Source organism: Cobetia sp. BMC6, from assembly GCF_029991385.1.
GTDB lineage: Bacteria > Pseudomonadota > Gammaproteobacteria > Pseudomonadales > Halomonadaceae > Cobetia.
In genome coordinates, this window is sequence record NZ_JAKUMF010000007.1 from 99346 (window position 1) to 111074 (window position 11729).

An 11729-nucleotide genomic window follows, 5' to 3' on the forward strand; every position below is an offset into this window, starting at 1 on the left:
TGGACTCTCTTGACCGAGCGTGCCGGGCGGGTTACCCGGCATGCTCGGCGTGATGAAGACGGTGGCAGGGCCATGACAAGGGCACGACGGGGCCTTGGGTGACCTTGGGCCGAGCGTTGCAGACCCTGCCGGTGGCTCAGTTGTCGCGGTAGAACTTCCAGGAGGCGATGGCGATGCCCACGGCAGTGAGGATGCTCAGCAGGCAGATCACATACAGGGTCAATCCGAACATGGTCAGGTCCTCAGGAGTGGGTGGGCTGGGTCGGGGCATTCTTGCCGTTGTGATCCGGCGCCGCGTTCAAGAACTGATAGACAAGGGTGAAGACCACGATATTGGCGATGACGCCGGCGATCAGCGGCGTGATGCCGCTTAATGCCTCGAGCTCCAGGCTGCTCCACTTCCAGATGCTGGTGGCCAGTGCCCCGGCGAGCATCGCGGCGATGCCGGCACGCTTGCAGCGGATCTTGAACAGCACCGCGAAGATGAACGGCAGCAGGATGGTCGGTGCCCACAGCGCGTAGCTCAGCAGCAGTGCATCGATGATCGAGGTGGCGTAGAGCGCGAAGACGATGGCGCCGATGCCGATGGCGAGGTTGACGCCGCGCTCGATCCACAGCTGCTGCTTGCCGGACATGGCGGGGTTGAGGAAGGGCTTGTAGATGTCGGTCACGAAGATGACCGCTGCCGAGTTCAGGTAGGAATCCGCCGTCGACATCACCACGGCCAGCAGTGAGGCGAGCACCAGGCCGGTCAGGCCCAGCGGCAGGGCGTCGCGAATCAGTTCCGGCATGGCTTGATCCGGCGAGATCTGCGGATAGAGCACCAGCGCGATCAGGCCGATGGTGGAGCTGACGGCATAGAACAGCAGACCGAAGCCACCGGCCAGCGAGTAGCCGATCTTGGCATGACGGGAATCCGGTGCCGACAGGGCGCGCTGGGTGTAGGGCGGGACGAGGGTCTCGCCGAGCAGGAAGGCGATGAAGATACTGATGAACATCAGCGGCGTGTAATCGCCCATGAGGCTGAAGTGCTCGCTGGGTAGCGCGGCGATCAAGGCATCGGGGCCACCGATCTTGTCGAGCCCGACGATCATGGTGATGGGCAGGAAGACGGCGAGCATCACGAACTGCACCACATCCGTCTGGATCACGGCCCACATGCCACCGGCCGTGGAGTACACCAGCACCACTGCCATGCCGATCAGGATGCCGGTGCTGATGTCGATGCCCAAGATGGCATTGAAGACGGTGCCGATGGCCAGCGCCTGAGCCCCGAGGATGCCGACGCAGAAGATCAGCGAGAAGACGCCGGTCAGCAGGCGAGCACTGCGGCCATAGTGGTGCGCCATGATGTCCCCAACCGTCTGGGCACCCGCATAGCGCTTGAGGCGCGGTGCGATGTAGAGACCTGCAATGATGGTGGCGATGGGGAAGGCAGAGGCCGCGAACATGAAGGCGTAGCCTTCATCGAAGGCCTTGCCGGCGCGACCCATCGAGGCCCCCCCGCCGAGGAAGGAGGCAGCGAGCGTGGCGAACAGCACCGGCCAGATGATCTTGTTGCCAGCGACGGCGAAGTCGGCACTGCTGGAGGTCTTCTTGGCGCTGCGGTAGCCGATGTAGAGCAGTATCGCGAAATACAGCAATAGCCCCATGAGGTCGATCATATGCATTGTGTGGCCCTTTGTTGTTGGTTATGAGGGTCTGGTCAGCTTCCTCCCACAGAGGGTATAAGCACAACTAAAGGCGATCTATTAAGTCATAAGAACAATTTAGAGTCTGCCCGAGAAAGGCTAGTCTCGAGAATCCGGGCATGAGGCCTCGCCGCGAGAGCTCTGCCACAAGAGCCCTGCCATCAGATGAGAGCCCAGCCGTCATGAAACTCAGGCACAACCTGCGTCAATTGCAGATCTTTCAGGAGGTGGTACGTACGGGCAGTCTTTCCCAGGCAGCGCGTCGCCTGGCCATCACCCAGCCCGCGGTGAGCACGGCGATCACCAATCTGGAAAGTGAAGTCGGCTTTCTGCTCTTTCGCCGCAACCACTACGGTACCCAGTTGACGCCGGAGGCCGTCCATCTGGCCGAAGGGGTCGATAAGGTGCTGGCCTCGGTGGGCCACCTTGATGAGTTGACCGATGGACTGCGTGACGGCCATGCCGGAAAGCTCACCGTGGCGTCGATGCCGGGGCTGTCTCCCACGGTGATGCCTCGAGTGATGGCGCGCTATCTTGTCGATTTTCCCGACAGTCGTTTGTCGTTGCAGACCTTCAGTTCGCGCAAGATCGCCGAGTGGGTCGCTGAGGGCCAGTTCGATCTCGGCGTGATCGAGTCGGACGCCGCCATCGATGAGCTGATACTCGAGGAGTACCGGCTGTGCATGGCGCTTGCAGTTCCAGAAGACAACCCTCTCGCCGAGAAGACGTCACTGGGCCCTGCGGACCTGGCCGGGGAAACCATCATCACGCTGGACCAGCATCATCAGAGCACGCTGAAACTCGCGCGGGCCTTCCAGCAGGTCGGCATGACACTGCAGGCGAGCATCGAGACCCATCTGTTTCCCTCGGTCGCGATGCTCGTCAATGAAGGGCTGGGGATCGCGCTGATCGATCCGGTGACGGCGGAGGCGATGCTGGCGCGCCACGATTGCCATATACGCATCGTGCCTTTCACACCGAGCATCACCCTTGACATCGCGCTGGTCACCTCGCGCTTTCATCCCGTCTCGCGTCAGGGGCAGCGCTTCATGCCCTATCTGGCGGCGGAGCTGGCGTCCTGGCAGCAACGCTCGCAGGACAGGTATGCGCCAGGCGCTTGAGCGGGCGTCTCAGACCGATGATCTCGGCACTGTACGCTGCCAGCCACGTCGGTGGACCTCCTCGTCGTCTTGCCAGGCGATCTGCTCGGCTTCGAGATAGAAGTTCTCGGCGTCGCAGCGCATGCGGTAGTGGCTCTCGACACGGACGTCGAACTGGCCCGGGGTGGTCTCGCCAAGCGCACTGTCACGCCCGTGCTGACCACGTCCGGCATGGTAGTGCCAGACGATCTCGGCACGCGTGCGATCCGCATCTTGCGGCAGCCAGATTCTGGCGGCCAGCCGGGTGCCGTCCGAGAGCGGAATCAGCGTGTGCTCGATCTCGCGGACGCGATGGGGGAAGTCGGTCTTGACGCGCATTCACGTATCCTTGAGTCGTCGGGGCGATGGACGAATGCCTTGTCTCGGGAGTACTGCTTGTCACGAGAGTACTGCTTGCCACGGGAGTACTGCTTGCCACTGGCCGCGATGCCGGGACTCAGAACTCGGAAGTCGGAAATCAGAAGTCGATGCTGGCGCAAGCCGTCAAACGCCGCAAGGCACCGTGGTGGGAAATCCACGGCGCCTTGCGGTGTCATGCGGGGAGGGAGCAAGGATGCAGGACTTTTCAAGGCCATGCATCCCGTCAACCACTGCGTGTCTTGAGTGCTGCCCAGCTGACAGGCAACACGACGCTATCTTGCTACTCTAGACTCGCCCCATAGCCGAAGCTGGCGGCGGGCTCGGCAGCCGTCTCGACCCACACGCTCTTCACTTCGCTGTATTCACGCAGCGCATCCAGCCCTGAGGAGCGGCCATAGCCACTCTCGCCGTAGCCGCCGAAGGGCGAGCTGACGTGAATGGTCTTGTAGCCATTGACCCAGAAGGTGCCGGCACGTACCTGGCGTGCCACGCGGTGGGCGCGGCCGACGTCGCGCGTCCAGACGGCGCCGGCCAGTCCGAAGCGACTGTCGTTGGCGATGCGGATGGCGTCGGCTTCCTCCTCGAACGGTATGGCCACCACGACCGGGCCGAAGATCTCTTCCTGTGCGCAGGCCATGGCGTTGTCGCCCAGCAGTACCGTCGGCGCGACATGATAGCCGCCGGTGTCCGGGATGGGGTCTGCTGAGCCATCGGCGAGACGCGCGCCGTCCTCGATGGCGCCGGCAAGCATCGACGTCACATGTTGGTATTGCTTGGCGTTGTTGATCGGGCCGATCTGGGTCGCCGGGTCCTGAGGATCACCGAGGGTGAATTGCGTGGCGGCCTCGGCCAGTGCAGTGGTGAACTTCTCGAAGATCGAGGCCTGTACCAGCAGGCGCGAACCCGACACGCAGCTTTGACCAGCGCCGGAGAAGATGGCCGCCTGGGCACCACGTAGTGCCACCTCGAGATCGGCATCCTCGAAGACGATGTTGGCCGACTTGCCGCCCAGCTCCAGCACGCTGGGAATGCAGCGCTGCGCCGCGGCGGTGGCGATGTGGCGGCCAGTCGCGGGCGAGCCGACGAACACCACCTTGCGGATGTCGCCCTCGGCGATGAAGGCCTGGCCAATGGTATGGCCGTAGCCTGCGATGATGTTGACCAGTCCGCGTGGCACGCCGGCGCGCTCGATCAACACACCGAGGGCCAGCGAGGACAGCGCCGTCAGCTCCGAGGGCTTGAGGATCACCGCATTGCCGGCGGTGATGGCCGGGGCTACCTGCCAGCCGGCGGTGAAGATGGGGGCATTCCATGGCGTGATCTGCAGCACGGTGCCCAGCGGCTCGTAGGTGACGTAGTTGAGGTGCGAGGTCGGGACCGGAATCACCTCGCCGTGCAGCTTATCTGCCCAGCCCGCGTAGTACTCGAACATCTCGGCGACCTTGGCCACCTCGACACGCGCATCGCGAATCGGCTTGTTGGCGCTCAGCGCCTCGAGTTCGGCCAGCGCCTCGGCCTGTTCGCGAATCAAGGTCCCTACCTGATAGATGACGCGCCCACGTGCCTGGGCGGTCATGGCGGCCCACTGCGGTTGTGCCTGGCGCGTGGCGGCGTTGGCGAGCGCGACCTGAGACGCATCGGCATCCGGGAAGGACAGCATCAGGCTGTCATCCTGGGCGTTGCGCACCTCGATGGGCTCACCCGTGCCGGTGATGAACTCACCACCGATCAGGCTGCTGATGACAAAGTTGTCGTCATGAGGCTGGCTGCCGTTCTGAAAATTCTGCATCAGCTCGGCGATGCGCTTAGCGATCGGGGAGGTCGGGGTCATGTTCTGGGTCAGCATGGCTTATTCTCCGTGGCCAAAGAGGGTCGGGTCAGTGCGTTGCACAATGGCGCAGAAGTCTTCGCTGTCATCCAGCGTCGCGCGGCTCTCATCCCAGAGCTGCGCGACGGTACTGGAGAGCGGAAGCGCCAGCCCCAGTTCTGCCGTCAGATCACTGGCCAGCCCGACATCCTTGCGCATCAGGCCCATGGTGAAGCCGGAATCATAGGCCTGGTTGATCACCCAGCTGGGGAACATGACCTGACTCGCGCCGCTGCGTCCCGAGCCCGCATTCACGCCTTCCAGCAATTTCTCCGGCGATACGCCTGCCTTGGCGGCCATGCTGACGGCCTCCGCCGTGCTGATCAGATGACAGGCCGCGAGCATGTTGTTGGCGATCTTGGCGACGTTGCCCGCACCACAGCTGCCAACGTGTACGCGGCTGCCGCTCATGGCTTCCAGTACCGGCATGGCGCGGGCCAGCACTTCCTCCTCGGCGCCGATCACCATCGACATGCTGCCACTCGCCGCGCCCTTGGGGCCGCCGGACACCGGGGCATCGATGAAGTCGATACCACGAGTCGCCAGCGCCGCCGCCACCCTGCGACTGGTCTCGGGAGTCGAGGTAGTGGTGTCGATCACGATCAGGCCGGGCTTGCCCAGCGTAAGGAGACGAGTGGCGTCTTGATCCTCTTCCTGTGCGCCTTCCTTGCCCAGACATAGCTGCTCTACCTGCTCTGCCTTGGGCAGCGAGAGGATTACGACGTCGATCCTGTCCAGCAGCTCTGCCAGTGAACTGACCGGTGTGACGCCTGCCGCAGCGGCCTTGTCACGCGCAGCCTGTGAGAGATCGAACCCGAAGACGGGGAAGTCATGGCGAGCAAGTGTGGCGGCCATGCCGCCACCCATGTTGCCCAGGCCGATGACACCGACGGTTGTTGTCATTGTGGTGTGCCTGTCGTGGTGAAAGGGGGAGTACTACCCGGTGACTCGAGTATGGACAGCGCTTCTGTGTTCCAGCAATAATCCCGAATTCACTATAATGTTGCCTTCAAGGCAATGCTGGAGGCGTGATGAGTCTGGTGCAGGAGCGGCGTATCCGTCACTTTCATGAGGCTGCAAGGCTTGGCAGTGTGCGTGCGGCGGCGGATTTCCTGAATGTGGCGCCGTCGGCGGTCAGTCGTCAGATTTCCCAGCTGGAGCATGAGCTGGGCATGCCGCTGCTGGAGCGTCATCGCCGCGGGGTCAAGCCCACCGAGGCCGGCGAGCGAGTGCTGGAGTATTACCGTGAGCGTCTGGCCCAGCAGGAGGTGTTGCTGGAGTCATTGCAGTCATTGAAGGGACTGCAGAGCGGCTCGCTGGTGCTGGCGATCGGTGAGGGGTTCATCGAGGGGCTGGCAGGGCCCTTGAGCCGTTTCTCCGCCCGCCATCCGGGCATCGAGCTCAAGGTGAATCTGTGCGGGACCAATGAAGTGATCCGTCAGGTCGTCGAGGACGAGGCGCATCTCGGACTTGTGTTCCATCCGACACGCGATCCCAAGATCCGCACGCATGCCTCGCGGCCGCAGCCGGTGTGTGCGGTGGTCAATCCCGAGCACCCTCTGGCACGTCAGACCCAGGATCCACGCAAGCCACTGACGCTGGCGGCGCTCGAGGGCCATGCCCTGGCGCTGCCGGAGGTGTCGTTCGGCATCCGTCAGATTGTCGCCCAGGCGGAGTATCAGGCCGGGGTGATGCTGAGCCCGACGCTCACCTGCAACGCGCTGGCGATGCTCAAGCAGTTCGCGCTGCAGGGCGGCGTGACCCTGCTGCCGGATTTCGTGGTGGCTGAGGAGGTCGATGCTGGACGGCTGTGCCGCATTCCGTTGCAGGAAGCTCAGTTCGTCACACCCCATGTGCAACTGATCAGCCGACTGGGTCGGCAACTGAGCGTCGGTGCCAATCGGCTGCTTGGTTTGCTGCGTGAGGACATGGCGGCCTTCAACCCGCCATAGGCAGGCTCAGTCGGTCAATCGCGCTGACGGTGAGGGATTCAGTACGGGATTGGCGCGCAGGCGCTCGGCGGCGAAATCCAGAAAGGTACGTACCTTGGCCACTGCGCCGCGTCCCTCGCTATGCAGCAGATGAATCGGCAGGGCAGGCGGTTCGAGTTCCTCCAGTACCGCCTGCAGACGACCGGCGACGAGATCCTCGCCGACCTGATACGAGAGCACGCGGGTAATGCCCCAGCCACTGCGGGCCGCCTCGATGCAGGCGGCGATACTGCTCATCGTCAGCCTCGGGCTGATGCGTATCGCATACTCGCCCTCACGACCGAAGCGCCATTCCTTGCCAGCGCCCAGATTGCTGGAGGCAATGATGCGCTGGGCGGCCAGGGCCTCCAGCGAATTCGGTATGCCTTCGCGGGCGAAATGCGCCGGTGAGCCACATACCACGCGTCGCACGCTGCCGACGCGCAATGCCGAGAGTCCCGAGGAGGGCAGTGAGCCGATCCGCACGGCGATATCGAAACCCTCCTCGATCATGTTGACCACGCGGTCCACCATCACCACCTCGGCTCGCATCTCGGGATAGCGCTCGAGATACTCCATCAGCAACGGCATCACGTGCAGGCGACCGAATTCGGTGGGACAGGTGATACGCAATACGCCAGTCGGGCGAGTCGCGGCGCCGCTGACACTGTCCTCGGCCGCCTGGAGTTCCGCCAGGATTCTGCGTGCATCCTCCAGATAGCGCTGCCCGATCTCGGTCAGACGCACGCGTCGCGTGCTACGCGTGAACAGTCGCGTCCCCAGGCGAGCTTCCAGGGCATTGATGCCGCGGGTCACCGAGGGGGCACTCATCCCCAGTGCGCGGCTGCCGGCCGCGAAGCCTCCCGCATCGGCCACGGCCACGAAGACCTCCAGTGTCTGCAGTCTATCCATTCTTCGCGCCTCGTTGGCATCGATTACTATCATTTCATGGAATGATGAATTGTATTGTTCGAGGATTCTAGCCTTGTGGTGATTGGATTACCGTGGGGAGGTCTGATAGGTCGTGGTGTTTCGACTGCATGAGACGATTCAGACCGTGTCTTTCCACTGCCCACGAAGGTGACCCATGAACTCGCTATTTCCTGCTGAAGCATCTCCCATTCGCCTGTTCCGCAATCCCAAGTCCGGCCACTGCCACCGCGTCGAGCTGCTGCTGGCACTGCTGGAGATTCCCTATGAGACGGTGGATCTCGACATGGCCAACGGCGCGCACAAGGCCCCCGAGTTTCTCAAGATCAGCCCGTTCGGGCAGGTGCCGGCCATCGAGGACAATGGGGTCTTCCTCAGCGATTCGAATGCCATCCTCGTCTATCTGACCCGGCGCTATGACGGCGAGCAGCGCTTCATGCCCACTGAGGCACTGGCCGTGGCTGAAGTGCAACGCTGGCTCTCGGTGGCGGCGGGTGAGATCGCTGCCGGGCCTTGCACCGCACGTCTGGTGACCGTGTTCGGTGCTCCCTTCGACCACGAACAGGCCATCGCTCGTGCACATGCCCTGTTCGCCGTGATGGAGTCCCATCTGGATCAGCGTCATTACCTGGTGGGAGAGCGCCTCAGCCTGGCCGATATCGCGGGTTACAGCTATATCGCCCATGCCCCTGAGGGAGGTGTCGGCCTGGGAGGTTATCCCAATATCCGTGGCTGGCTTGCGCGTATCGAAGGCGAGCCGGGTTTCGTCGGCATGGCCACGAGTCCTGTACTGGCCTGAGTCTCCACATCTTCGCGAGGGATTGACCATGAGTGAGCATCGGCAGGTCTTTCATGCAGGTGAGCAGCGTGTGCAGGCACGTGCAGGGGTACCAGAGCGCTATCTCGAGCAGGTCGCGCCCTACGTCCGCGAGCGGATGCCCGAGCAGCACGTCGCCTTCTTCGAAAGCCTGCCGGTGCTGTTCATGGGGGTGCCTGACGGCGATGGCTGGCCATGGGCCGTGGTGAGCTACGCGCCGCCCGGGCAGCTGTGTGACGCCACGTCCGCTGAGCTGCAGGTAAAGGTGCGTCCCGCATTGGAGAACTTGCTGGGACTGGACTTCACTCCCGGCACTAGAATCGGCGTGCTGGGGCTGGATCTTGCCAGTCGTCGACGCAATCGAATGAATGGCACCCTGCTTGCCCCGCAAGCGGTGGCGGGCAGGGTGCCGGATGGGCTGCGGATCGGGGTCGACCAGAGTTTTGGCAACTGTCCGCAATATATCCAGCAACGTGAGATCGACTGGGCGGGTGGACAGACGAAATCGCTGGTCAGTCGCGAGGTGTCACTCAATGATGAGACGACATGCCACGATGCAGCGGCGCGGGCCTTGCTGGCCCGGGCGGACACCTTCTTCATCGCCACTCGCGCAGGTGAGCTTGACGATTCTGCGCCCAACGGAGTGGATGTCTCGCATCGTGGCGGCAGACCCGGCTTTGTGCATTTGAATGCCGATGGCAGCCTGTCGTTTCCGGACTTTGCTGGCAATCGCTTCTTCAACACCCTGGGCAATATCGAGCTGGATGCGCGGGTCAGCCTGTTGATTCCTGACTTCATCACGGGCGAGGTGTTGTTGCTCAAGGGACATGCCCGGGTCGACTGGAATCCCCAGCGAGCAGCACTGGTCGAAGGGGCCGAGCGCATCGTGGATGTGGTGCCGGAGCAGATATTGCACGTCGAGCATGTCTTGCCCGCCCAGGGACGTCTGATCGAACTCTCACCGTCGCTTGAGCAGACCGGTGACTGGCCGGCCGCTGACGAGGCGCCCGCCCGCCTGCGCCGACTGCGCGTCATCGACAAGGTGCGCGAAAGCGAGTCGATCACCTCCTTCTATCTGGCACCGTTGTCGCAGGCGGAGCAGGAGTCCGCCGCGACACCGACACCTGCCTATCAGGCCGGCCAGTTTCTGACGCTGCGTCTGGCCTCCACGCCACGCAAGCCCTTGTCCATCGGCGAGATAGCGGTGATGCGCAGTTACAGTCTCTCCCGGGCCTGGCAGGAGGGGCAGAGTGCCTACCGCATCTCGGTACGCCGCGATCCCAAGGGGCTCGCCTCACGACTGCTGCATGATGAAATCGCGGTGGGAGATGAACTGGAAGCACTACCCCCGACAGGGGATTTCATCCTGCAGGACGCGACCGCACCTATCGTGCTGTTGTCATCCGGAGTCGGCATCACGCCGATGATCGCCATGCTGGAAGAGCTGATACACAAGGCAGAGGCGGGCGACCCTCCGCTCGGCGAGGTGCTCTTCCTGCATGCCGCGCGGGATGGGCAAGAGCTGGCATTTCTCGACACGCTCAAGCGCTGGTCGCGTGTGCATGCGTGGTTGCGGTTACATATCGCCCTGTCACGCCCGACCGAGGCGGACCTCGCAGCCGGACACCATCAATCGGTCGGCAGGCTGGAGCTGGCGAGTCTGGCGGCAAGCCTGCCAGAGCTTGCCGTGAGCCATGTCTACCTGTGTGGCTCGGAAGGCTTCATGCGCGCGCAATACGCCGCCCTGATGACACTGGGATTGCCGCGAGAGCAATTGCATCACGAATTCTTCGGCCTCGGCTCACTGGAGGAGGGCGAGGCAACTGCGGTTGCACTATCGGCAGACTTCCAGGCGAGCTTGCCGGAACATGCCCAAGTCACCTTCACGCCGCGCGGGGCACCCGGCCAGCCGCCGGATAGCGATGCGGACATCACACGTCAGTGGACGCCCGAACAGGGCAGCCTGCTGGAGCTAGCCGAGCAGTCAGGCGTGAATGCCATGTCCAGTTGTCGTTCCGGGCGCTGTGGTAGCTGTGCACTGCGACTCGTCGAGGGGCAGGTGCAGTATCCCGAGCCGCCACAGGCTGGCGTGGCTTCGGGGCAGGTGCTGATGTGCTGTGCCTACCCGGCGGGAGAGGCGCCTCTGGTCATCCAGACGCTGTGAGCTGTGTCGTCAGGCGCGAATGGCCCGCTGTGAATGACTGAGCTTGAATGACTGAGCTCGATGACTCGCGCGGCTGACAAGATTGAGGAGAATCAGTGAGATAGCGCCAGCGAGGTTCATGGTCCTGACAAGTGGGCAGCGGTATAGTGGACGATGTATGTCATTTGTTCCGCGCCCCTGGCGGCTCACGGCTGGCCCGGCGCCATAGACTAGGATCTCCTCGATGGCTTCATTTCGCATTCTGACGCATCCCCAGCACGGCACGCTCGCCGTCAAGATCGGCTGGTCCTGGCCGGCGTTCTTCTTCGGCATGTTCTGGGCGCTCTACAAGCGCATGTGGTTGCTGGCGGGCAGCCTGTTCGGCTTCATCGTGCTCAGCTCGGTCTTCATTCCGGCGACCATGGAAGGGCAGCTCATCTCCAATGTGCTGTTTCTGGGCCTGAATCTGACCATCAGCCTCAAGGGCAACCAGTGGTACGCGAGCCTGCTGGAAACCCAGGGCTATCGAGAGCAGGCTCAGGTCGAGGCGCGCAATTCCGATGATGCGCTGGCGGTGTATGCCAATGCGCAGGCGTCTCCCGCTGGCGATATCCGTGATCATGAACAAGGCGGCGCTCGCTCTCAGGATCAGGGAGTTTCCCAGGGGCAGCGCGACGTCGAGCGAGAGCATAAGGATGGCCGACATGATGGAGATGATGACGACCACGGTGAAGGTGGCGCCGGCGGCAAGGGGGGCGGCAATACCTCCGGTACCTTCATCGGCTAAGGGG

At 63.1% G+C, this 11729-nt stretch carries 10 protein-coding genes; 5 read left to right on the forward strand and 5 right to left on the reverse strand.

All coding sequences use genetic code 11. The annotated features are described in order from the left end of the window. Positions 1-242: 242 nt before the first annotated feature. The gene (locus MKZ40_RS13295; RefSeq protein ID WP_175090396.1) at positions 243-1670 is read right to left on the reverse strand and encodes a sodium:solute symporter family protein; all 1428 of its coding nucleotides are present in this window, start codon (positions 1668-1670) and stop codon (positions 243-245) included. Between the two features lie 203 nt (positions 1671-1873). On the opposite strand from MKZ40_RS13295, the gene MKZ40_RS13300 reads away from it, so the two are divergent. Further along, entirely contained in the window at positions 1874-2812 is a 939-nt protein-coding gene (locus MKZ40_RS13300; RefSeq protein WP_175090395.1) for a LysR family transcriptional regulator, read from the forward strand. 9 nt (positions 2813-2821) lie between these two features. Here the strand turns inward: MKZ40_RS13300 and MKZ40_RS13305 are convergent, their stop codons facing one another. From MKZ40_RS13305 to MKZ40_RS13315, 3 genes are all read right to left on the reverse strand, one after another. Continuing rightward, positions 2822-3169 carry a hypothetical protein gene (locus MKZ40_RS13305; protein WP_217485934.1) on the reverse strand — a complete coding sequence of 116 codons (348 nt, stop codon included), beginning with the start codon at positions 3167-3169 and terminating at the stop codon, positions 2822-2824. A 322-nt stretch (positions 3170-3491) separates the two neighbouring features. Continuing rightward, the gene (locus tag MKZ40_RS13310) at positions 3492-5057 is read right to left on the reverse strand and encodes an aldehyde dehydrogenase family protein (RefSeq protein WP_254627176.1); all 1566 of its coding nucleotides are present in this window, start codon (positions 5055-5057) and stop codon (positions 3492-3494) included. 3 nt (positions 5058-5060) lie between these two features. Next, on the reverse strand, positions 5061-5981 hold the full coding sequence (locus tag MKZ40_RS13315; protein WP_175090393.1) for an NAD(P)-dependent oxidoreductase: 921 nt from the start codon (positions 5979-5981) through the stop codon (positions 5061-5063). 128 nt (positions 5982-6109) lie between these two features. Between MKZ40_RS13315 and MKZ40_RS13320 the strand changes: the two genes are divergently transcribed. Continuing rightward, entirely contained in the window at positions 6110-7030 is a 921-nt protein-coding gene (locus tag MKZ40_RS13320; RefSeq protein ID WP_175090392.1) for a LysR family transcriptional regulator, read from the forward strand. A 6-nt stretch (positions 7031-7036) separates the two neighbouring features. On the opposite strand, the gene MKZ40_RS13325 is transcribed toward MKZ40_RS13320, so the two are convergent. Beyond that, on the reverse strand, positions 7037-7960 hold the full coding sequence (locus tag MKZ40_RS13325; protein ID WP_175090391.1) for a LysR family transcriptional regulator: 924 nt from the start codon (positions 7958-7960) through the stop codon (positions 7037-7039). 175 nt (positions 7961-8135) lie between these two features. On the opposite strand from MKZ40_RS13325, the gene MKZ40_RS13330 reads away from it, so the two are divergent. The 3 genes from MKZ40_RS13330 to MKZ40_RS13340 all read left to right on the forward strand — a co-directional run bounded on the left by MKZ40_RS13330 (position 8136) and on the right by MKZ40_RS13340 (position 11725). Then, the gene (locus MKZ40_RS13330; protein ID WP_175090390.1) at positions 8136-8777 is read left to right on the forward strand and encodes a glutathione S-transferase; all 642 of its coding nucleotides are present in this window, start codon (positions 8136-8138) and stop codon (positions 8775-8777) included. 28 nt (positions 8778-8805) lie between these two features. Beyond that, positions 8806-10959 carry a pyridoxamine 5'-phosphate oxidase family protein gene (locus tag MKZ40_RS13335; protein ID WP_175090389.1) on the forward strand — a complete coding sequence of 718 codons (2154 nt, stop codon included), beginning with the start codon at positions 8806-8808 and terminating at the stop codon, positions 10957-10959. A gap of 223 nt (positions 10960-11182) precedes the next feature. Next, entirely contained in the window at positions 11183-11725 is a 543-nt protein-coding gene (locus MKZ40_RS13340) for a DUF2628 domain-containing protein (RefSeq protein ID WP_175090388.1), read from the forward strand. The last annotated feature ends 4 nt before the right edge of the window (positions 11726-11729 follow it).

Coding starts and splice junctions, on each gene's coding strand:
- MKZ40_RS13295 (WP_175090396.1), bottom strand. CDS start 1,670: ATGCATATGATCGACCTCATGGGGCTATTGCTGTATTTCGCGATACTG.
- MKZ40_RS13300 (WP_175090395.1), top strand. CDS start 1,874: ATGAAACTCAGGCACAACCTGCGTCAATTGCAGATCTTTCAGGAGGTG.
- MKZ40_RS13305 (WP_217485934.1), bottom strand. CDS start 3,169: ATGCGCGTCAAGACCGACTTCCCCCATCGCGTCCGCGAGATCGAGCAC.
- MKZ40_RS13310 (WP_254627176.1), bottom strand. CDS start 5,057: ATGCTGACCCAGAACATGACCCCGACCTCCCCGATCGCTAAGCGCATC.
- MKZ40_RS13315 (WP_175090393.1), bottom strand. CDS start 5,981: ATGACAACAACCGTCGGTGTCATCGGCCTGGGCAACATGGGTGGCGGC.
- MKZ40_RS13320 (WP_175090392.1), top strand. CDS start 6,110: ATGAGTCTGGTGCAGGAGCGGCGTATCCGTCACTTTCATGAGGCTGCA.
- MKZ40_RS13325 (WP_175090391.1), bottom strand. CDS start 7,960: ATGGATAGACTGCAGACACTGGAGGTCTTCGTGGCCGTGGCCGATGCG.
- MKZ40_RS13330 (WP_175090390.1), top strand. CDS start 8,136: ATGAACTCGCTATTTCCTGCTGAAGCATCTCCCATTCGCCTGTTCCGC.
- MKZ40_RS13335 (WP_175090389.1), top strand. CDS start 8,806: ATGAGTGAGCATCGGCAGGTCTTTCATGCAGGTGAGCAGCGTGTGCAG.
- MKZ40_RS13340 (WP_175090388.1), top strand. CDS start 11,183: ATGGCTTCATTTCGCATTCTGACGCATCCCCAGCACGGCACGCTCGCC.